We start from the raw sequence: 20,902 nt of genomic DNA, 5'->3' as shown, positions 1-20,902 counted from the left end.
AGGACATTTCCCGCATGACGCAGATGTCACGCCGCCATGTGCTTGTTTTGGGTGCCGGCGGCGCCCTCGGTGCATCCCTTGGCGCACCGCTGCTGCGCGGCGCGCGTGCTTCGGAGGCGGGGACCGAGGCGCACGGCATTTCGGCATTCGGCGATCTCAAATATCCCGCCGGCTTCCGTCATTTCGACTACGTCAATCTGGACGCGCCGAAGGGCGGCACGTTCTCGCTCATCCCGTCGGTGAAGGCGTACAACCAGTCCTATCAGACCTTCAACTCGCTCAACGCCTTCATCCTGAAGGGCGACGGCGCGCAAGGCATGGACATGACGTTCGTGCCGCTGATGGTGCGCGCCAACGACGAGCCGGACGCGATGTACGGCCTTGCCGCCAAATCCGTGCGGATATCGCCGGACAGGCTGGTCTATCGCTTCACGATGCGGCCCGAGGCGAAATTCCACGACGGCACCAAGCTCACTGCTCATGATGCGGCGTTTTCGCTGACGGCGCTGAAGACCAAGGGCCATCCGCTGATCATCGTGCAGATGCGTGACATGGTCAGCGCGGAGGCGATCGACGACGCGACGCTGGTCGTCACCTTTGCCAAGGGACGCGCGCGCGACGTGCCGCTCTATGTCGCGAGCCTGCCGATCTTCTCGAAGGCGTACTATGCGTCCCGCCCGTTCGACGAAACGTCGCTGGAGATTCCGCTGGGCTCGGGTCCGTACAAGGTCGGCAGGTTCGAGGTCAATCGTTACATCGAATACGAGCGGGTGAAGGACTGGTGGGCCGCCGATCTGCCGGTTTGCCGCGGCAGCTACAATTTCGACGTCGTGCGCTATGAGTTCTATCGCGATCGCGATGTCGCCTTCGAGGGCTTTACCGGCAAGAGTTATCTTTACCGCGAAGAGTTCACCTCCCGCATCTGGGCGACACGCTATGACTTTCCGGCCGTGAAAGATAATCGCGTCAAGCTCGAAACCGTACCCGACGACACGCCGTCCGGCGCGCAAGGCTGGTTCATCAACACGCGGCGCGAGAAGTTCAAAGACCCGCGCGTGCGCGAGGCCCTGATCAATGCCTTCGACTTCGAATGGACCAACAAGACCATCATGTACGGCGCCTATGCCCGTACGGTATCGCCGTTCCAGAACTCCGATCTCATGGCGGGCGATAGCGCGCCTTCGCCGGAAGAGCTGAAGCTGCTGGAGCCGTTTCGCGGTCAGGTTCCCGATGAAGTGTTCGCAGCACCGTTCACGCCGCCGGTCTCGGACGGCTCCGGGCAGGATCGAAGCCTGTTGCGCAAGGCGCAGCAACTGCTGAGCGAGGCCGGCGTGCCGATCAAGGACGGCAAACGGGTGCTGCCGAACGGCGACGTCTTCAGGATCGAGTTCCTGCTGGACGAGCCCTCCTTCCAGCCGCACCATGCGCCCTACATCAAGAACCTGGGCACGCTCGGCATCGAAGCGAGCGTGCGCCTCGTCGATGCCGTGCAACACAAGGCGCGCCAGGAAGATTTCGACTTCGACATGACGATCCAGCGTTTCAGCATGTCGGCGACGCCGGGCGATGCCATGCGTGCGTTCTTCTCATCGCAGGTTGCGAACACCAGGGGCTCGTACAATCTCGCCGGCGTTGCCAGCCCGGCCATCGACGCCATGATCGAGAAGATCATGGCGGCCGACAACCGCGAGGACTTGACGATCGCTTGCCGGGCCTTCGATCGGCTGTTTCGCGCCGGCCGCTATTGGGTGCCGCAGTGGTATAACAAGACGCACCGGCTCGCTTATTGGGATCTATTCGGTCATCCGCAGAAGCTGCCGCGTTACGCAAATGGCGTAGGCGCTCCCGATATCTGGTGGTCCGACCGCGCCAAGGCGGCCAAGCTCGAGCAGGCGAAATAATCATGAGCGCGTATATCGCCCGCCGCATCCTCCTGATGATCCCGACATTGCTCGGGATCCTCTTCGTCTCCTTCGTCGTCGTGCAGTTCGCGCCTGGCGGTCCTGTCGAGCGCGTGATTGCGCAACTCTCCGGCGCCGATACCGGCGGCACTTCGCGCATTTCGGGCGGTAGCGACTTTGCGCAGCGTGCCCCGGGGCAAGTCGGCGCGGGCGGCGATTCCATCAACTCGAAATATCGCGGCGCGCAGGGGCTCGACCCTGATTTCATCAAGAAGCTGGAGGCGCAATTCGGCTTCGACAAGCCCGCACCGGAACGCTTCGCGCTGATGGTGTGGAATTTCGCCCGCTTCGATTTCGGCAAGAGCTATTTTCGCGACGTCAGCGTGATTCAGCTGATCAAGGAGAAGCTGCCGGTCTCGATTTCGCTCGGCATCTGGTTGACGCTGATCACCTATCTGATCTCGATTCCGCTCGGCATCCGCAAGGCGGTGAAGGACGGCACGCGTTTCGACACCTGGACGTCGACCATTCTCGTGCTGGGCTATGCCATTCCCGGCTTTCTGTTCGCAATCCTCCTCATCATCCTGTTTGCCGGCGGCTCCTTCTTTAACTGGTTCCCGCTGCGCGGACTGACTTCGGACGGCTGGTCGCAGTTTCCCTGGTACTGGAAAATCCTCGATTATTTCTGGCACCTGACGCTGCCGCTGATCGCCATGGGGCTCGGCGCGTTCACCACCATGACGTTCCTGACCAAGAATTCGTTTTTGGATGAGATTCGCAAGCAATACGTCATGACCGCGCGCGCCAAGGGCTGCAGCGAGGGCCGGGTGCTTTACGGCCACGTCTTCCGCAATGCGATGCTGATCGTGATCGCCGGATTCCCCGGGACCTTCATCCACGCCTTCTTCTCAGGCTCGCTTCTGATCGAGACCATCTTCTCGCTGGACGGGCTCGGGCTGCTGAGCTTCGAGAGCGTGCTCAACCGCGACTATCCCGTGGTGTTCGGCACGCTCTACATCTTTTCGTTGGTCGGCCTCGTGATCAACCTGATCTCCGACCTGACCTATATGTGGATCGACCCCCGGATCGATTTCGAGGCGCGGGAGGTCTGATGACGGTTATCGCGCCGACGCCGATCGAGACCACGACCCAGTCTCCGCTGGGCGAGATCGTTCCGATCACGCGCAAGCCGTTCGCGCCTTCGCCGCTGAACAGGCGGCGATGGCAGAACTTCAAGGCCAACCGCCGCGGCTATTGGTCGTTCTGGATATTCATCGCCCTCTTCGTGATCTCGCTGTTCGCCGAGCTGATCGCCAACGATCGACCTTTCCTGGTCAAATTCGACGGCCGTCTCTATTGGCCCGCCTTCGTGACCTATTCGGAAACCACCTTCGGCGGCGATTTCGAGACGGCGGCCGACTACCGCGACCCCTACTTGCAGAAGCTCATCAAGGACAAGGGCGGCGCCATCGTCTGGCCCCTGATCCGCTATTCCTACGACACCCACAATCTCGACTTGCCGACGCCGGCGCCGTCGCCGCCGACCTGGATGCTCACCGAAGCGCAATGCAAGCCGGTGGTCGAGAAGAAGGGGCTGAAGAGCTGCCGCGACCTCGAATACAACTGGTTAGGTACGGACGACCAGGGGCGCGACGTGGTGGCGCGGCTGATCTATGGCTTCCGCATCTCGGTGCTGTTCGGCCTTTGCCTCACGATCATCTCATCCGTCATCGGCATCGCAGCGGGAGCGGTGCAGGGCTATTTCGGCGGCCGGGTCGATCTCATCTTCCAGCGCTTCATCGAGATATGGACGGCAATTCCGTCGCTCTATCTTCTCTTGATCCTGTCCTCGGTCCTCGTGCCCGGCTTCTTCGTGCTGCTCGGCATTCTCCTGCTGTTCTCCTGGGTCTCGCTGGTCGGTCTCGTGCGGGCCGAGTTCCTGCGCGGGCGCAACTTCGAATACATCCAGGCCGCCCGCGCGCTCGGCGTCTCCAACCCGGTCATCATGTTCCGTCACCTGCTGCCGAACGCGATGGTCGCGACCATGACGTTCCTGCCGTTCATCGTCTCCTCGTCGGTGATGACGCTGACGGCACTCGACTTCCTTGGCTTCGGCCTGCCGCCGGGCTCACCCTCGCTCGGCGAGCTGCTGTCACAGGCCAAGTCCAACGTGCAGGCGCCGTGGCTCGGTTTCTCCGGCTTCTTCTCGGTCGCGATCATGCTGTCGCTCCTGATCTTCATCGGCGAAGCCGTGCGCGACGCCTTCGATCCGCGCAAGACGTTCAGGTAAGCCAATGGACGCGATCAACCAGCCCCTGCTTGCCGTGCGCGACCTTTCGGTGGCCTTCCACCAGGGTGGCGCCACGACACTCGCGGTCGACAAGGTCTCGTTCCAGATCAAGCGCGGCGAATGCCTGGCGCTGGTCGGCGAATCCGGCTCCGGCAAGTCCGTGAGCGCGCTCTCGATCCTGAAGCTGCTGCCCTATCCGAACGCCTCGCATCCCTCGGGAAGCATCCGCTTCAAGGGACAGGAGCTGATCGACCAGTCCGAGCAGCAGATTCGGGAGGTCCGCGGCAGCGACATCTCCATCATCTTCCAGGAGCCGATGACCTCGCTCAATCCGCTGCACACGATCGAGGCGCAGATCGGCGAGATCATCCAGCTGCACAATCCCACCAGCAACGCGCTGGCGCGCAAGCGGACGCTGGAGCTGCTGACCCAGGTCGGCATCCCCGATCCGGAGACGCGGCTCAACAGCTATCCGCACCAGCTCTCTGGAGGCCAGCGCCAGCGCGTGATGATCGCGATGGCGCTCGCCAACGAGCCCGATCTGCTGATCGCCGACGAGCCGACCACGGCGCTGGACGTCACCGTGCAGGCGCAGATCCTGGCGCTGCTCGCCGAGATCCGCGCGCGGCTCGGCATGAGCCTGCTCTTCATCACCCATGATCTCGGCATCGTGCGCCGCATCGCCGACCACGTTTGCGTCATGAAGAGCGGCGAGATCGTCGAGCAGGGGCCGGTCGAGCAGGTGTTCAAGACGCCGAAGCATCCCTATACGCGCGACCTGCTCGCGGCCGAGCCGAAGCCGGATCCCGCGCCGCCGCAGCCGAATGCGCCGGTGGTGATGTCGGCCGACGATCTGAAAGTGTGGTTTCCGATCAAGCGCGGCTTGATGCGCAAGACGGTCGGCCACATCAAGGCGGTCGACGGCGTCAGCCTCGCCGTGCGCAAGGGCGAGACGCTCGGCGTCGTCGGCGAATCCGGCTCGGGCAAGACCACGCTGGGGCTGGCGCTGCTGCGGCTGATCTCCTCGAACGGGCGCATCGTGTTCCTGGGGAGAGACATCCAGGGCCTGCGCTTCAAGGAGATGCGGCCCTTCCGGCGCGACATGCAGATCGTGTTCCAGGATCCGTTCGGCTCGCTCAGCCCGCGCATGTCGGTCGCCGACATCATCGCCGAAGGCCTCACCGTGCATCAGCCGAAACTGTCGGGCGAGGAGCGTGAGGTGCGCGTCGTCAAGGCGCTCGAGGATGTCGGACTGAAACCGGACACCCGCTACCGCTATCCGCATGAGTTTTCCGGTGGCCAGCGCCAGCGCATCTCGATCGCGCGCGCGGTGGTGCTGGAGCCGGATTTCGTCGTGCTGGACGAGCCGACCAGCGCGCTCGACATGCTGTTCCAGGCGCAGATGGTCGATCTGTTGCGCGAGCTGCAGCGCAAGCGCGATCTCACCTACATGTTCATCTCGCACGATTTGCGCGTCGTCGCCTCGCTCGCCAGCCATCTGATCGTGATGCGCGGCGGCAAGGTGGTCGAGGAGGGGCAGGCGGCCGAGCTGTTCAAGAACCCGAAGAGCGATTACACGCGCGCGCTGTTCGCGGCAGCCTTCCGGCTGGAGACGGCCGGGAACGGCTCGGTGGCGACGTAGCCCGGCATTCCGGTCGCGCGACAGCGCGAGCCCCAGGGACGCTTCTGCTGGTGGCCGAAGCGGGCCGCACCTACCAGTCGGGTTGATCTACGCGGCGCGTTCCTTGTCTAATTGTTCCTCGACCGTGGTCGCTGTTTCTTCCAACTTCTTTTCGTAATTGCCCGCGAGCTTCTCAATACTATCGGCCCACATCCTCAGCATTGAGACCTGAAAGTGGATCATCGGCATCAAGGCATTCATGCCGATTGCTGTCGCTGCGGCGATGCGCCGTTGTGGGTCGCCCGCGAGATGGTTTGCAGTAACGGTCTTGTCTGCCATGCTGTTCGCTCCTTCGCGCTGGTGTTATGGCCTAAAGTCACCTCTCGGGTTGTGAATTGCGTGCTTCCAAACACTCGGCCAAAACGTGATCTGCCGCGAGTCGCGCACATTGGTCGTCATGCAATTCATCCAATTTTTTCAAGTAGGCGACTGCGGCGACTTGCAGGAGATCGAAATCATCTTCGCCGGTATCGCGAAGACTGGCGATGTAGCGATAGAGGGCGGAACGCCTGTTATCATTCTCGCTGATGCCGCTGTGGAGCAGCAGGTAGTTCCGCCAAGCGAACGCACACGCGCCTTCTCTGGCCTGAGAACTCATGGGGCACCTCCCAAAGGCAGAAAGACTGACGACATGTTTCGTTCCGCAATTCTCCCAATTGTAACGTTGTTCCGTAGTTGCGCCGCGAGATGCCTATCAGCCGGGGCGGGTTGCCTTTCGAGTGACGGGTTGCCCGAATGATCGTGCGTGTATTCCCTGGAAAATGAGCCTGGGGAACGTACGAGACTTCCGGTTCTCTCTGCGCTGGAGTGTCGCAGCCCGCTTCGCTCAAATATGTCGATATCCACGGTAATATCTGGCCGTCGAGCTTACCGCGGAGGCGGTGATGGCTTCAAAGCTGTCTTCTGGCACCGTTGTCTTGCTACTGGTTGGAGCAACGGTGCTTTTGATCGCAAGGCCACCTGTGTGGATGCTGCTGCTGCTCGGTTCCTTCGCGCTGGCGGCGCTGTATATCGTCGTGCGAACAAAGTCGCGTTACGATCCGCTCGATCCACGCTTCGGCAGCTGCATCCCTCCGATTTCCAAGCCGAAGGCCAGCGCCGGTAATGTGCCCAAGCAACATAGCGACGTCTGACATCCATCAGATGCGGATCCGCTTCCAAGACCGACATTCGGCCATACCGGTTTCAACGTCGCCTTCGGAGAGTAAAGCGGACGCGGCAAATTAGCGGTGAATTATGAGCACACGCCCTAGAGCCGCTTGATCGCCACGACCTCGCTGCCGGCCTGCTTGATCCGTGCAATGGCCGGCTCGATCGGCTCGATCACCGTCGCCATATGATGCGCGTTGGCGTGAACCATGGTACCGGCGTCGCGGACGATGGCGACGTGGCCCTTCCAGAAGATTAGGTCGCCGCGTTGCAGCTTGCTCTGCTCGTGAGGCTCCAGGGCTCGTCCAAGGCCGGCCTGCTGCATGTCGCTGTCGCGCGGGCAGCCGGTGCCGGCCGCCGTCAGCGAGACCTGCACGAGACCCGAGCAATCGATGCCGAGGCTGCTCTTGCCGCCCCAGAGGTAGGGCGTGCCGACGAAGCGTTCGGCCACCGCAACGAAGTCCGGCTCGCGATGATCGAGCGGGCCGAGATGCGCCTTCGGCAGATAAGCTCCGTCGCGCATCACCGCGAAGCTGCCGTCCTCGCGCGCCACCGCAATCTTCGATCCCATCACGAGCGTGCCGGCTGGCGGCAGCTTGATCGAGGGGCCCGGGAACGCAAACGTCCGCAGCGCGCTGACCTTGTGCGTCGGGGCGGCCGTCGGCTTCGTGAGCGCCGCATCGGGAAGCCAGCCGACATAGCCGTCACTTCCCAGCTGGCCCCAGGCCCAGCCCTCGCCATTGCGATCGTAGACCGTGACGCGCTCGCCGCGCAGCGCCTCCGTCATCAGCATCGCGTCCGAGGACGGCTGTTCGCGCACCGCTGCAATCGCGTCCGTCACCTCGAATTCCTCGCCGGTGACGAAACGCTCCGCCTGCACCTTGCCTTCGAGATATTTGGCGGCGAGGTCGGCCCGCGCCGGTGTCAGCCTTGGATCGTGTCCTGGATCATGCATAGCGCTCGCTCAGCAATGTGTAGATGGCGCGCGCGGCCTGGCACTCGCCGCCTTCGGGGCGCGCCGGCTTCGCCGACGGCGTCCAGCCATAGATGTCGACATGCAGCCAGCTCTTGGCCTGGTCGACGAAGCGTTGCAGGAACAGCGCGCAGGTGATCGAGCCGGCAAAGCCGCCGGACGGTGCGTTGGTGATGGTGGCGGTCTTGGAGTCCAGCCACGCATCGTAGGCCGGCCACAGCGGCATGCGCCACAACGGGTCGTTCTCCTTGACGGCGCAGCGCGCGACGTCGGCGGCAAGCGTCTCATCATTGGTGTAAAAGGGCGGTAAATCCGGCCCCAGCGCGACGCGTGCAGCTCCCGTCAGTGTGCCGAGATCGATCAGCAGGTCGGGCTTCTCCTCGTCGGCGAGCGCCAGGGCATCGGCGAGCACGAGCCGCCCTTCGGCGTCCGTGTTGCCGATCTCGACCGTGATCCCCTTGCGCGATTTAAAAATGTCGAGCGGGCGGAAGGCGTTGCCGGCGACCGCATTCTCGACCGCCGGAATCAGCACGCGCAGCCGGATCTTCAGCTTCGCGTCCATTACCATGCGCGCGAGCGCCAGAACGTTGGCGGCGCCGCCCATGTCCTTCTTCATGATCAGCATGCCGCTCGACGGCTTCAGGTCGAGCCCGCCGGTGTCGAAGCACACGCCCTTGCCGACCAGCGTCACCTTGGGATGGGCGGGATCGCCCCAGCCGATGTCGATCAGCCGCGGCGCGCGGTCCGAGGCCATGCCGACGGCGTGGATCAGCGGAAAATCCGTCCTCAGATCCTCGCCGATGGTGCAGGCAAAGCTCGCGCCGAATTCGCTGGCGAGCTCTTGGGCGGCTGCGGCGAGCTCCTCCGGCCCCATGTCGTTGGACGGCGTGTTGATGAGGTCGCGCGCCAGCATCGCGGCATCGGCCATGCGGCTGATCTCGACGGCGTCGACGCCGTCAGGCGGCACCAGGCGGACATCGGGGCCATCAGCCTTGCGGTAGCGGGCGAAGCGGTAGCAGCCGAGCGCGAAGGCGAGTGCGGCGAGCCGTGCATCGTGCGGTGCATTCGCAAAGCGATAGGTGCCCGGCGGCAACAGGCCGGGCAGGGCGCCCGGCCGGAACAGGTCGCGGGATCTTGCGCCCTCGTCCTCGAGGCCGAACAGCACTTGCGCGATCGTACCGCCGGGGGCGGGCAGGGCGAGATAGCCGCCCGGCTTGGCGGCGAAGGCGTTCGCCGTGGCGAACTGGCGTTGCGCCGGCGGCAGCGTCTCGGCGACCTGATCCCAGCTCGACTTGGTGACGAAGGTGATCGGGATGGCGGTTGGCGACGTCTCGAAGACAGAAGGCATTGGCGGGTCCAGGTCGTCAGATCAAGCTGGTTATGCGGATGAGGGAGACTTCGCAGAGTTCTGCGGTGGCCGCAATCGGCTTTGCCGTCACCGTTGAGCGAGCGGCTACTCGCAGCAAGGGGGCCATGCTAGGTTCCGGCAACGGCCGCCAGGTGCAAGGAGATCGCCGGTGGCCGAAAGCGAAGCCTGCCGGGAGGAAATGCAATGGACGTGGTGTGGAGTATGGTCACTTTCATCGGCCAGGTCGTCGAGGCGATTTTCAGCTATGTCGAGCATCATCATTGGATCTTCGCGTTCCTTGCCGGCGGCTACGTCTTCTATCTCCACGACCGCTCCGTCCATGCGCGCTTCGACGCGCTCGACAAGCGCGTCGACGAAATCCGCAAGCGGCTTGCCATCGAATATTGATCGGGTGAAACGAAACCGGCGACGGGCAGATCTCCAGACCTGAACGAGCAGGTGAAGGCGTTCGGCCTCGACCTCGGTCTCGGCGGAGAGGTGCCGCCGCGGACGCCGCCGTGAGAGGGGCAGGCATCCCAGCGTTAACCCGCCATTAGGGTTAACAGTCTATTGCTGGCGCGTTCGGCTCGATCCATCCGCTCGAGAGTCAAAGCGTCATGCGTCAACGGTTCAGTCCTGCCCGGCTTCTCGCATCTGCCTCGCTCGTTGCGGTGGTGGCCATGAGCCTCGGCGGCTGCACGGCAATGTCAAAGCTCTCCGACGTCACCGGATCGATCGGGTCGCGCGCGGAGGCCCCCCCTCCCAGCGATCCCGCAGGCGCCGTCGAAGTCTATGGCGAGCGTTACCGTGCCAATCCCAAGGACGCCGAGGCCGCGCTCGGCTATGGTCAGGCCTTGCGCGCCAACGGCCAGCGCGCCCAGGCCGCCGCCGTTCTCGAGCAGGCGACCATCGCCAATCCCGGCAACAAGGCGCTGCTCGCCCAGTACGGCCGTGCACTCGCCGACAACGGCAATTTCCAGCAGGCCTTCGACGTGCTGTCGAAAGCGCATTCACCCGACAATCCGGACTGGCGTCTGCTCTCGGTGCAGGGCACGGCGCTCGATCAGATGGGCCGTCACGATGAGGCGCGTTCCTATTATGCGAGCGCGCTGAAGATCGCGCCGGGCGATCCCGGCGTGCTGTCCAATCTCGGCCTGTCCTACATGCTGTCGAGAGACCTTCCCAAGGCCGAAGAGGCGTTGCGGCAGGCCTACGCCTCGCCGCGCGCGAGCGCGCGGGTGCGGCAGAATCTCGGCCTGGTCGTCGGTCTCCAGGGCCGCTTTGCCGAAGCCGAGACTATCGTGAAGGCGGACCTGCCGCCGGAGCAGGCCGCAGCCAACGTCGCCTATCTCAAGGAAATGCTGAGCCGCAGCGACGTCCCACGCGGCGCACCGAAGCGGACGCCCGTCGCCGCGCTCAGCCGACCCGACTGATCCGACCCGATCGTCTCATCCCAAAGCCGCTCGCGCGAACCGCACGCGGCTCAAGTCTTGCGTCACTGCATCTCGGAGATCTTGATGCCGGTCGGCCCGAGAATGACGACGAACAGCACCGGCAGGAAGAACAGGATCATCGGCACCGTCAGCTTCGGCGGCAGCGCAGCGGCCTTCTTCTCGGCCTCGGTCATGCGCATGTCGCGGTTTTCCTGCGCCATGACGCGCAGGGAATGTCCGAGCGGAGTGCCGTAACGTTCCGCCTGCTGGAGCGCCAGACACACCGACTTGACGCCCTCGAGCCCGGTGCGCCGCGCCAGGTTCTCATAGGCGACCTTGCGGTCCTGCAAATAGGACAGCTCGGCGGTGGTCAGCGTGAACTCTTCCGACAGCGCGATCGACTGGCCGACGATTTCGGTGGCGACTTTCCGGAATGCCATTTCGACCGACATGCCGGATTCGATGCAGATCAGCAGCAGGTCGAGCGCGTCGGGAAAGGCGCGCTTGATCGAAAGCTGGCGCTTGGAGATCGCGTTCTTGAGGAACAGCATCGGGGCCTGAAGCCCGAGATAGGCGGCGCCGATGCAGATGCCGATCTTGACCGGCACCGGTTTCTCCATATGCGCGATCAGGAACACGTACAGGACCGAGCCCACGAACAGGGTGATCGGAGCGACCATGCGCGCAAACAGGAAGGTGATGTAGGGCGCCTGACCGCGGTAGCCGGCCATGATGAGCTTGTCGCGGGCAGCTTCCTGCGCGAGCCATTTGGTGAGGTTGAAATCCTCGACGACCTTGGAGACGAGCTGCTTCGGGGTCTGGCGCAGCGAGACCTTCTCGCTCTTGTTGAGGCGCTCGCGCTCGCGCTGCCGGATCCGCTCGCGCTCGCTCGCCACCGCCTTCATGCGCTTGGAGAGGCCTTCGCCGGCGAACAGCGGCATCACCAGCGTATAGACGGTAGCGCTGGCGGCGATGGCCGCCAGCAGCATGGTCATGAAACGGACGTCATGCAGTTTCGAAACCAGAAATTCGACCATACGCCACCGTCAGAAATCGAAGTTGATCATCTTCTTCATCACCATGATGCCGACCGACATCCAGACGACGCAGCCGACCAGCATGAGCTGCCCGGTAGGATGGGTCCACAGCAGGGAGATGTAGTGCGGCGTCGTGAGATAGACGAGAAACATCACGATCGGCGGCAGCGAGCCGATGATGGCGGCCGAAGCCTTGGCCTCCATCGACATCGCCTGGATCTTTTCCCTCATCTTCTTGCGGTCGCGCAGCACCTTGGAGAGGTTGCCCAGCGCTTCGGAGAGGTTGCCGCCCGACTTCTGCTGGATCGAGATGACGATGCCGAAGAAGTTGGCTTCCGGCAGCGGCATGCGATCGTAGAGGCGCGAGCAGGCTTCGCCGAGCGGCATGCCGATCGCCTGCGTCTCGATGATGGCCAGGAACTCGCTGCGCAGCGGCTCGGGCGAATCGGCGGCGACCACCTTGATCGATTCGAACAGCGGCAGGCCCGCCTTGATGCCGCGGACGATCACGTCGACGGCGTCGGGCAGCGCGGCCAGGAATTTGCTTTCGCGGCGCTTCTTCAGGAAGCTGAGTGCCCAGCGCGGCAAGCCGAAGCCGCCGGCGAAGGCGAGGCCGGCGCCGCCGAGCAGGCCGCCACCGACGAACATGGCGGCTACGAACAGCACGCCCGCCACGACGGCGGACACGATCCAGAATTTCTGCGGCGTCCAGTCCAGCCCCGCCTGCGACAGGCGGATGTTGAGCGGAACGCTCTTCTCCTGCTGACGTCGTGCCTCGAGATCCTTCAGCGAAGTCTCGACCTGCTCACGGCGTGAGCGCTGGCTCTTTTCGGTCTGCTTGGCCGCGGGCGCGTCGGCGCGCGCGATCGAGGCACGGCGGTTTTCCGCCTTCCGCTCCCCGGACAGCAACGGATAGAGGAAGACCCAGGCGATGCCGCCGACAGCGGCGGTGGCGAGGAAGGCGAGGGCGAGGACCTGCATGTTCATGGCGGCGCTGACCTGCTCACGTCGTTGGCGCCACTTCCGCCGCATCGAGTGCGGCGGCAAGGCGCTTCTCGTCGCCGTAATAGCGAGCGCGTTCCCAGAACTTCGGACGGCCGATGCCGGTCGAGCGGTGCCGCCCGATGATCTTGCCGTTGGCGTCCTCGCCGATCATGTCGTAGAGGAAGATGTCCTGGGTGATGATGGTGTCGCCTTCCATGCCCATCACCTCGGTGATGTGCGTGATGCGGCGCGAGCCGTCGCGCAGGCGCGCGGCCTGGACGATGACGTCGATCGAGGCGCAGATCATCTCGCGGATGGTCCGCGACGGCAGCGAGAAGCCGCCCATCGTGATCATGGATTCGCAGCGCGACAGCGCCTCGCGCGGGTTGTTGGCGTGCAGCGTGCCCATCGAGCCGTCATGGCCGGTGTTCATGGCCTGAAGCAGGTCGAACGCCTCGGGTCCGCGGACCTCGCCGACGATGATGCGTTCGGGGCGCATACGCAGGCAGTTGCGCACCAGCTCGCGCATGGTGATCTGGCCCTCGCCCTCGATGTTGGGCGGGCGGGTTTCGAGCCGCACCACGTGGGGCTGCTGGAGCTGAAGCTCGGCCGCGTCCTCGCAGGTGATGATGCGCTCGTCGTGCTCGATGTAGTTGGTGAGGCAGTTGAGCAGCGTGGTCTTGCCCGAGCCGGTACCGCCGGAGATCAGCACGTTGCAGCGGACGCGGCCGATGATTTGGAGGATCTCGGCGCCCTCCGGCGAGATTGCGCCGAACTTGACGAGCTGATCCAGGGTCAGCTTGTCCTTCTTGAACTTGCGGATGGTGAGTGCGGGCCCGTCGATCGACAGCGGCGGCACGATCGCGTTGACACGGGAGCCATCGGCAAGGCGCGCGTCGCAGATCGGCGAGGATTCGTCGACGCGCCGGCCGACCTGGCTGACGATGCGCTGGCAGATGTTGAGGAGCTGCTGGTTGTCGCGGAAGCGGATACCGGTGCGCTGGATCTTGCCGCCGACTTCGATGTAGACGGTGTTGGCGCCGTTGACCATGATGTCGGCGATGTCGTCGCGCGACAACAGCGGCTCCAGCGGGCCGTAGCCGAGCACGTCGTTGCAGATGTCGTCGAGCAGCTCTTCCTGCTCGGCGATCGACATCACGATGTTCTTGATCGCGATGATCTCGTTGACGATGTCGCGGATTTCCTCGCGGGCCGATTCCGAATCGAGCTTGGCGAGCTGGGCGAGGTCGATGGCCTCGATCAGCGCGCCGAAGATGGTCGCCTTGACCTCGTAGTAATTGTCCGAGCGGCGGGTTTCCATCGCCGGCGCAGGCCTCGCCGGGGCAAGCGGCGGCGAGGCGACGGCCGGCGGGGGCGGCGCGCGCGACACCGTCGGCGCCGGAGCCGGGGCAGGCTCTGGCGACACGGCGCCGGGCTTCGGGGCCCGAAGGTCGGTGTCTGTTCCGCTACGCTTACCGAACACTTAACGACTCCATGCGGCGGCTTATTTTCCCCGCAACTTATCAATCAGGGGTGAAAGCAGGGACGACTTTTGTTTCTTCGTTTCGCTGCGGCCGGTCAGGCGCTGGGCGATCTGGAGGAACATCTCGATCGATTTGTGGTTGGCGGAGATCTCCGCGATCATCTGGCCGTTGTTGGCCGCCGAGCCGAAGATCTGCGGCTCGAACGGGATCGAGACGACCGGCTGGCTCTCGATCGCCTTGGCGAACTCCGTAGCGGCGATTTCGGGACGTTTCGGCACTCCGACCTGGTTCAGGCAGTAGAGCGGCGGCCGGTCGTTGGGGCGCGAGGCCTTCAGCAGGTCGAACAGGTTCTTGGTATTGCGCAAATTGGCGAGGTCGGGCGCCGCCACGATCAGGATGTCGTCCGCCCCGATCAGAGCGCGCTTGGTCCAGCCCGACCATTGGTGCGGGATGTCGAGCACGATGCAGGGCATGGTGGAGCGCAGCGTGTCGAACACGGAATCGAAGGCGTCGGTGCCGAAATCGTAGACCCGGTCCAGCGTCGCCGGCGCCGCCAGCAGGCTGAGGTGGTCGGTGCATTTCGACAGCAGGCGGTCGATGAAGGCGGTATCGACGCGATCGGGCGAGAACACGGCGTCCGCAATGCCTTGCGGCGGGTCCTGGTTGTAGTCGAGCCCGGCGGTGCCGAAGGCGAGGTCGAGATCGGCGACGACCGCGTCCATCGCGAGGTCGCGCGCGATCGCCCAGGCGACGTTATGGGAGATGGTGGACGCGCCGACGCCGCCCTTGGCGCCGACCACGGCGATGATGCGGCCGACCGCCTTGGCTTCCGGCGCGGAGAACAGGTTGCAGATCGAGCGCACGACGTCGATCGCGCCAACCGGCGCGAGCACGTAGTCGCTGACGCCGCGGCGCACCAGCTCGCGATAGAGCATGACGTCGTTGATGCGGCCGATCACGACCACGCGGGTGCCGGCGTCGCAGACGGTGGCGAGCTGGTCGAGCCCGCCCAGGAGGTCGTTGCGGCCGTCGCTCTCGAGCACGATCACGTTCGGCGTGGGCGCCGAGCGGTAGGCTTCGACCGCAGCCGCCATGCCGCCCATCTGGATCTTCAGGTGGGCCTTGCCGAGACGGCGATCCTCGCCGGCCGACTGTACCGCGGCAGCAGTTTCCACGGTCTCGCAGAAGGCCTGGACCGAGACGCGCGGCGCAGGCGCGATATGCTCCTCGGCCGGCGGCGGAGCTGCTTCCGGCTGCTCTTCGTGTGTTTGCCTGGCGTAGCTGATCATTTGCCGGTGTCGCTGAGTTTGGCCCTGTCGGCCTCAGGATAGGAGACCGCCGTCGGTACTCCCTTGCGATACTTCTCGAACGCGGCGGTGCGCCGTGTCGTATAGGAAGGTGTCTCCGGCCGCGGCTGCTCGAGGTCCGAGGGATTGTCGACCATGGCTGCGAGGTTGCGCTGATAGGCGCAGCCGTAATTGTAGTATTCCTTGTTCTCGAACCAGCCCTTGTTCTTCATCGAGGGGCCGATGTCCTCCGGCCACAGGCCGCAGGGGCCCGCGACTGCGGCGATCTTGGAATAGGTCAGCCGGATCGGCGGCAGGAAACGCTTGTCTTCCGGCTGGTAGGGGCGGGCGATGATGCCGCGTGGCGGAACGCCTGCCGCCGCCAGCATCGCCTGGATCTCACGCATCGACTCCGCGACCGGACGCGCGTTGGGCGTGCCGGACGGCGCGTCGATATGGATGGCGCCGGTGCCCTCATGCAGCCAGGCCGATGCCAGGCCCATCACGTCGGCGCGCTGGGCCGCAGTCAACCCGCCGCGGGCGTGGCCGACGAAGACGACGATCGAGCGGTTCTGCTCCTCGATCGCGATCGGATGACGCTGCTTGTAACTGTCGGGAATGGAGGCGGTGACCGCTTCGTCGTGCTGGCAGCCGCCGAGCGCAAGCCCGATGCCGACGAGCGCGCCACCGAAGCCGATGGCGCCTCTGCGAATCTGGGGTGGTCTTGTGGTCATAACGAAGTCCCCGTTCCGCCTTAGTCGGTGATGAAGCCGTAGGTGCCGCGGTAGTTCCGGCCCGGCTCGGTCCGGCCAGGCACGCCGTAGATGCGGTTGATGTTGCCGAGCAGCTCGACCTGCGGATCGGCAGGCGCGGAGAATCCGTCATCCGGCCGCGACAGATCCTTTTGCGCCACCGCGCGAACGATATAGGGCGTCACGATCACGACCAGCTCGGTCGCGTTGTTGACGAAGTCGCGGCTGCGGAACAGCGTGCCGAGGATCGGGAGCTGCATCAGGCCCGGCAGCCCGCTGACCGCCTGCTTGGTCTGCTGCTGGATCAGGCCGGCCATCGCCATCGCGCCGCCGGAGGGAATCTCCAGCGACGTCTCCGCCCGGCGGGTCTTGATCGAAGGCACCGTGAGCGAGTTCACCGACGTGGAGGTCACGGCCTGCGACAGCGTGATCGCATTCTCGTTCGACAGTTCCGAAACCTCGGTCATCACCCGCAGGCTGATCTTGCCCTCGGTCAGCACCACGGGCGTGAAGTTGAGCGAGATGCCGAACTTCTTGAAGCTGATCTGGGTGGTACAGACATGCGTCGTGGGATCGCACGCATAGCCCGCCGGTACCGGGAATTCGCCGCCGGCGATGAAGGTCGCCGACTCGCCGGAGATCGCGGTCAGGTTCGGCTCGGCCAGCGTCCGGATCACGCCGGCGGTCTCCATCGCGCGCAGGGTGGCCTGCACCGACGGCGTCGCGCCGAACTTCGTGGTCAGACTGTTGCCGTCCACCAGATTTTTGCCAAGAGCGGTGAACGGGTTGGAGTTGCTGAAGGTCACCACGGAGGTACCGTAGTTGAGGTTGGCGGTGAGGTCGATGCCGAGCTGCTTGACGATGCTGCGCGCGACTTCGGCGACTGTCACCTTGAGCATGACCTGATCGCGGCCGCGGACCACGATCGAGTTCACGACCTTGTCGGCGCCGCCGGCGAGGCGCGCGGCGAGATCATTGGCCTGCTGCGCTTCCATCGGATTCGCCGCCGTGCCGGTCAGCACGATGCCTTCGCCGAGGCCGTCGATCTGGATGTCGGAATTGGGCAGGATCTGCTTCAGCGCGGCGCGCACGCCGTTGAGGTCGCGCTTGACCGCGATGTCATAGGCCGCGATCTGCTGGCCGGCGGAATCGAAGAACACGATGTTGGTCTGCCCGACCGCGGCGCCGATGATGTAGGCGCGCTGCGACGAGCGGACCACCGCATTGGCGATCTTGGGGTCGGCGACCAGCACATCCTTGATGTCGCGCGGAAGGTCGATCACGATGGACTTGCCGACGCCGAGCGAGAGGAAGCGCGCGTTCATCTGGCCGTCGGCCGCGACCGGCGCTGCGGGGCGATAGTCGGCGGCGACCACGGGGGTCAGTGCCGGGTTGAGCACCAGCGCGAGGGCGGCCGAAAACGACAGGGCGCGGACCATTGAGGTTCGCATCGTCGCCAAATCTGCCCTGCATTTCATATCGACTGACCTCATCGTGCCTTCGCCGTCGAGCTTGGGATACCGTAGCGAATGATCGAAACGCCATCGCGCCTCTGTGCGGAATCATCGAGCGTGATCTCGCTCATCTTGACGTCGACGATGCTGCGCAGCGCCAGCGACAGCGTGCCGCTCTGGCGGGCGGCGGAAAGCGTCGCCGTCTGCGTGGGGTTGAGCTCGAGGGTGGCGGTCTTGCCGACCACCGTATTCTGGCCGTCCTTCTCCTTCGGCGCCTGGTCGATGGCCAGGACGCGGATGTTGGCCAGGATGATCTCGGACGTGACGATATCGGGGGCGCCGTTGCTCGGGTCCGGGTTCTTGAGGCGGCGCGTCAGAAGCACGTCGACGCGATCGTTGGGCAGGATGAAGCCGCCTGCGCCGGTCTCCGGCGAGATCTCGGTCGAGATCGCGCGCATGCCGGTGGGCAGGATTGCCGCCATGAAGCCGGAGCCTTCGGCCTTGACCAGTTTCTGGTCGCGGATCGGCTCACCCTGGATGAAGGGGGCGCGCGCGATCGAGCCGGTCACCTGGGTCACGCCCTCGGGGCGCTCGTTGCGGCGGATGAAGGTGGCGCTGGCGGTCGCGGCCGGCCAGGTCTGCCATTGCACGTCTTCCGGTTTCACGGTCTGGCCGAGGCCGATGTCGTTCTTGGCCACCAGCACGTCGACGGTTGGAAGCTGCGCGACCGGAGCCGCCGGAGGCGGCGCAGAATTGTCCGAGCCGCTCGCCAGGTACGCGGCGACACCGCCGGCGCAGATGGCGACCGTCAGGACGACAATGCGTGCCCTATTCATACGCTTCACTTTCCAACAAACGCCGCGACGCAGCCGCCGCCGTAATCGGCAGTTGACCAGCTATTCGTCAAAGCATGGTTAATGAGGCGTATCTAAATCGCCTTAACGCCTGGTTTACCCGGAGCGTTCAACGCAGTGCGAGATGAGTGAGGTCGATCGCCTTTACCCACTCGGTTTCCGGGTAGACCATCAGCGCGCTCAGTGCGAGCGCGATGCCATAGGGAATGCCGCTCTCCTTGGCGTGCAGTCGCGCAAGCCAAGCCTGGCCCGCGAGGCCGTAGGGCAGCGGCCATTGCCGGAACTGGAGCAGGAGCAGCGTCAGCGCTCCGCCGAACAGCGAGGCGTAGAGCAGGAAGTTCATCAATGGCGCGAAGCCGAACCAGAGCGCGACGGAGGCCGCGACCTTGGCGTCGCCGCCGCCGACCCAGCCCATCGCAAAACAGGTGAAGGCCACGACCAGGACAAGCGCGCCGGCGCCGACATGGCCCAGCATCTCGTAAGGTGCCATGCCACCGGTGAGGGCGAGCGCGAAGAAGCCTGCGACCAGCGCCAGCGAGACGCGGTTCGAGATCGTCATCGTGAAGAGATCGCTCGCGGCGGCGAACGCCATCAGGGCCGGGAAGAGCAGAAGGCGCGCAAGGTCGAGGATCATGGGCTGCGTCTTGAGGCCTGGGTTCGTCGCGATATCTGGCGTCGCCCGATGCTACCCTGCAGAGCTAAACAAACCGACAACGGCGGCTGTGGCCTCGACAGGGCGGATCGCGCGAGGCGTGCTCACCAGAGGCTGGCAATGCGCGCGGCGAGTGCGAGCGTCGCAAGCAGCAGTGCAAGGCAGACCCAGTAGGCCGGCGAGCCGGTCTGCGCCGCCTCCGCCTCGCTCGCCGCAACCGCGGCATCGGTTCTGTACTTGCGTAACGCCACTGGAACTCGCCGTACTCAGAAAAACAAAGGCCCCGGATGTCCGGGGCTTTTGCCGTCGCCTGTCGGTCGCTTACTTCAGCGAGGTGCTGATCGAGGTGAACTTGGTGTTCAGCGTGCTGCCGAGGTTGTTGACGACGGTGATGATGGCCAGCGCGATGCCGGCGGCGATCAGGCCGTATTCGATGGCGGTGGCGCCGGATTCATCCTTGGCGAAACGCGCAATCAGGTTCTTCATGAACAAACTCCATCTGGGGTTGGATCGCCTCGTTCGGCGCTGTCTTTGACGCTAAGAGCATGAAAGCCGAGCTCTTTCGGTAGAGTTAATTCGATCGTGCAAACCCGATCCCTGCGCGATGCTTTTGCCCAGAGTGAATTTCGCCTTAAGGCCCGCTGGAATTCGCTGCGGTTCTAACGTACCGCAAGTGCGTCGCCGGCTTCACCCTCCCTTAAATTTCGCGGAGTAGGCGTAGGAGGACCAGCAATCCGGAAGAGAGGCGACGATGTCGAGCCTGCCCATGCAAGTCGCCCTGATGCTCGGCGAGACCATCGCGAAGGTGGTCCCCATCACCCTCGCGCTCGCGGCGGTCTTCACCGTGCTCGAGCATTTCTGGGCCTGCAATCCCGGCACGCCCTGGTGGCGCAAGCGGGAGATCGTCACCGACATCTGCTATTGGTTCTTCGTTCCGGTGTTCGCCCGCACCATGCGGATCGGGCTCTTGATCGTCGGCGCGAGTCTCCTCTTCAACATCCACGATGCCGACGGTCTCATCGCCTTCTACGACAATGGCCACGGCCCGCTGGCGCTATTGCCGCTCTGGGTCCAGGCTGTCCTCTTCCTGGTCCTGTCGGATTTCATGTTGTACTGGCTGCACCGGTTGTTCCACGGCGGCGAGTTCTGGAAGTATCACGCGATCCATCACTCCTCGGAGGAGATCAGCTGGATTTCGGCGGCCCGCTTCCATCCCGTCAATCTCGTGCTCGGCTCGATCGGGGTCGACGTCGTGCTGCTGATGGCCGGCATTTCCCCGAATGTCATGATCTGGCTTGCCCCGTTCACGACCTTCCACTCGGCCTTCGTGCACGCCAATCTGAACTGGACCTTCGGACCGTTCAAATACGTGCTGGCGACGCCGGTGTTCCACCGCTGGCACCACACCTCGCTCGAGGAGGGCGGCGACACCAATTTCGCCGGGACCTTCCCGCTCTGGGACGTGCTGTTCGGCACCTTCCGCATGCCGGAGGGGCAACTGCCGCAGGATTACGGCAAGGACGAAGCGACCATGCCCAGGGAGATCGCGGGCCAGCTCGCTTATCCGTTCCGCCGCTAGCACGACCGCGAGGACTTTAAAACGCCAGTCCGCTCAAACAATAGT

22 protein-coding genes are annotated in these 20,902 nt (G+C 64.4%); 8 read left to right on the top strand and 14 right to left on the bottom strand.

Going from position 1 to position 20,902, the window contains the following annotated elements; translation table 11 throughout:
• The first annotated feature begins 14 nt into the window (after positions 1-14).
• The 4 genes from AAFG50_RS38195 to AAFG50_RS38180 are packed head-to-tail and all read left to right on the top strand — an operon-like array spanning position 15 to position 5,833.
• Positions 15-1,901: an extracellular solute-binding protein gene (locus tag AAFG50_RS38195; RefSeq protein ID WP_028173514.1), complete on the top strand. Its 1,887-nt coding sequence runs from the start codon at positions 15-17 to the stop codon at positions 1,899-1,901.
• A gap of 2 nt (positions 1,902-1,903) precedes the next feature.
• Positions 1,904-3,013, top strand: a complete 1,110-nt coding sequence (locus AAFG50_RS38190) for a microcin C ABC transporter permease YejB (protein WP_011084243.1) — start codon at positions 1,904-1,906, stop codon at positions 3,011-3,013.
• Positions 3,013-4,191 (top strand): ABC transporter permease, encoded by a 1,179-nt coding sequence (locus AAFG50_RS38185; protein WP_028173513.1) that lies wholly within the window; start codon positions 3,013-3,015, stop codon positions 4,189-4,191. The genes AAFG50_RS38190 and AAFG50_RS38185 overlap by 1 nt, the downstream gene beginning before the upstream one ends.
• A 4-nt stretch (positions 4,192-4,195) precedes the next feature.
• Positions 4,196-5,833 (top strand): ABC transporter ATP-binding protein, encoded by a 1,638-nt coding sequence (locus tag AAFG50_RS38180; RefSeq protein ID WP_028173512.1) that lies wholly within the window; start codon positions 4,196-4,198, stop codon positions 5,831-5,833.
• An 87-nt stretch (positions 5,834-5,920) separates the two neighbouring features.
• On the opposite strand, the gene AAFG50_RS38175 is transcribed toward AAFG50_RS38180, so the two are convergent.
• Together AAFG50_RS38175 and AAFG50_RS38170 are read right to left on the bottom strand one after the other, a co-directional pair.
• The gene (locus AAFG50_RS38175; RefSeq protein WP_028173511.1) at positions 5,921-6,151 is read right to left on the bottom strand and encodes a hypothetical protein; all 231 of its coding nucleotides are present in this window, start codon (positions 6,149-6,151) and stop codon (positions 5,921-5,923) included.
• 37 nt (positions 6,152-6,188) lie between these two features.
• Complete coding sequence (locus tag AAFG50_RS38170) at positions 6,189-6,470, bottom strand: hypothetical protein (protein ID WP_028173510.1); 282 nt, start codon at positions 6,468-6,470, stop codon at positions 6,189-6,191.
• 286 nt (positions 6,471-6,756) lie between these two features.
• Here AAFG50_RS38170 and AAFG50_RS38165 point away from each other — a divergent pair, with 286 nt between their 5' ends.
• Positions 6,757-7,005: a hypothetical protein gene (locus AAFG50_RS38165; protein WP_131234207.1), complete on the top strand. Its 249-nt coding sequence runs from the start codon at positions 6,757-6,759 to the stop codon at positions 7,003-7,005.
• 116 nt (positions 7,006-7,121) lie between these two features.
• Here the strand turns inward: AAFG50_RS38165 and AAFG50_RS38160 are convergent, their stop codons facing one another.
• Both AAFG50_RS38160 and AAFG50_RS38155 read right to left on the bottom strand, forming a co-directional pair.
• Positions 7,122-7,976 carry a C40 family peptidase gene (locus AAFG50_RS38160; protein WP_028173509.1) on the bottom strand — a complete coding sequence of 285 codons (855 nt, stop codon included), beginning with the start codon at positions 7,974-7,976 and terminating at the stop codon, positions 7,122-7,124.
• Entirely contained in the window at positions 7,969-9,342 is a 1,374-nt protein-coding gene (locus tag AAFG50_RS38155; RefSeq protein WP_028173508.1) for a leucyl aminopeptidase family protein, read from the bottom strand. The genes AAFG50_RS38160 and AAFG50_RS38155 overlap by 8 nt, the downstream gene beginning before the upstream one ends.
• A 204-nt stretch (positions 9,343-9,546) precedes the next feature.
• Between AAFG50_RS38155 and AAFG50_RS38150 the strand changes: the two genes are divergently transcribed.
• Complete coding sequence (locus AAFG50_RS38150) at positions 9,547-9,750, top strand: hypothetical protein (RefSeq protein WP_011084249.1); 204 nt, start codon at positions 9,547-9,549, stop codon at positions 9,748-9,750.
• 209 nt (positions 9,751-9,959) lie between these two features.
• Positions 9,960-10,775 (top strand): tetratricopeptide repeat protein, encoded by an 816-nt coding sequence (locus AAFG50_RS38145; RefSeq protein WP_028173507.1) that lies wholly within the window; start codon positions 9,960-9,962, stop codon positions 10,773-10,775.
• A gap of 62 nt (positions 10,776-10,837) precedes the next feature.
• On the opposite strand, the gene AAFG50_RS38140 is transcribed toward AAFG50_RS38145, so the two are convergent.
• From AAFG50_RS38140 to AAFG50_RS38095, 10 genes are all read right to left on the bottom strand, one after another.
• Positions 10,838-11,812, bottom strand: coding sequence for a type II secretion system F family protein (locus AAFG50_RS38140; protein WP_011084251.1), 975 nt, complete (start codon positions 11,810-11,812; stop codon positions 10,838-10,840).
• A 9-nt stretch (positions 11,813-11,821) separates the two neighbouring features.
• Positions 11,822-12,799, bottom strand: a complete 978-nt coding sequence (locus AAFG50_RS38135) for a type II secretion system F family protein (protein ID WP_028173506.1) — start codon at positions 12,797-12,799, stop codon at positions 11,822-11,824.
• A gap of 16 nt (positions 12,800-12,815) precedes the next feature.
• Positions 12,816-14,279: a CpaF family protein gene (locus AAFG50_RS38130; protein WP_028173505.1), complete on the bottom strand. Its 1,464-nt coding sequence runs from the start codon at positions 14,277-14,279 to the stop codon at positions 12,816-12,818.
• Between the two features lie 21 nt (positions 14,280-14,300).
• Positions 14,301-15,569 carry an AAA family ATPase gene (locus AAFG50_RS38125; RefSeq protein WP_011084254.1) on the bottom strand — a complete coding sequence of 423 codons (1,269 nt, stop codon included), beginning with the start codon at positions 15,567-15,569 and terminating at the stop codon, positions 14,301-14,303.
• Positions 15,566-16,300: a pilus assembly protein CpaD gene (locus tag AAFG50_RS38120; protein WP_011084255.1), complete on the bottom strand. Its 735-nt coding sequence runs from the start codon at positions 16,298-16,300 to the stop codon at positions 15,566-15,568. Before AAFG50_RS38120 ends, AAFG50_RS38125 begins: the two co-directional genes overlap by 4 nt.
• Before the next feature lie 20 nt (positions 16,301-16,320).
• On the bottom strand, positions 16,321-17,796 hold the full coding sequence (locus AAFG50_RS38115) for a type II and III secretion system protein family protein (protein WP_028173504.1): 1,476 nt from the start codon (positions 17,794-17,796) through the stop codon (positions 16,321-16,323).
• An 11-nt stretch (positions 17,797-17,807) separates the two neighbouring features.
• Positions 17,808-18,608 carry a Flp pilus assembly protein CpaB gene (gene cpaB, locus AAFG50_RS38110; protein WP_028173503.1) on the bottom strand — a complete coding sequence of 267 codons (801 nt, stop codon included), beginning with the start codon at positions 18,606-18,608 and terminating at the stop codon, positions 17,808-17,810.
• A gap of 127 nt (positions 18,609-18,735) precedes the next feature.
• Positions 18,736-19,260, bottom strand: coding sequence for a prepilin peptidase (locus AAFG50_RS38105; protein WP_028173502.1), 525 nt, complete (start codon positions 19,258-19,260; stop codon positions 18,736-18,738).
• Between the two features lie 122 nt (positions 19,261-19,382).
• Positions 19,383-19,529 carry a hypothetical protein gene (locus AAFG50_RS38100; protein WP_165448137.1) on the bottom strand — a complete coding sequence of 49 codons (147 nt, stop codon included), beginning with the start codon at positions 19,527-19,529 and terminating at the stop codon, positions 19,383-19,385.
• A 70-nt stretch (positions 19,530-19,599) separates the two neighbouring features.
• Positions 19,600-19,764, bottom strand: coding sequence for a Flp family type IVb pilin (locus AAFG50_RS38095; protein ID WP_011084259.1), 165 nt, complete (start codon positions 19,762-19,764; stop codon positions 19,600-19,602).
• Positions 19,765-20,029: 265 nt separating this feature from the next.
• Here AAFG50_RS38095 and AAFG50_RS38090 point away from each other — a divergent pair, with 265 nt between their 5' ends.
• Positions 20,030-20,857 (top strand): sterol desaturase family protein, encoded by an 828-nt coding sequence (locus AAFG50_RS38090; protein WP_028173501.1) that lies wholly within the window; start codon positions 20,030-20,032, stop codon positions 20,855-20,857.
• The last annotated feature ends 45 nt before the right edge of the window (positions 20,858-20,902 follow it).

Source organism: Bradyrhizobium sp. B039 (assembly GCF_038965675.1).
GTDB classification, from domain to species: Bacteria; Pseudomonadota; Alphaproteobacteria; order Rhizobiales; family Xanthobacteraceae; genus Bradyrhizobium; species Bradyrhizobium diazoefficiens.
The sequence above is the reverse complement of the archived record's forward strand: the minus strand, read 5'-3'. Positions and strand labels throughout refer to the sequence as shown.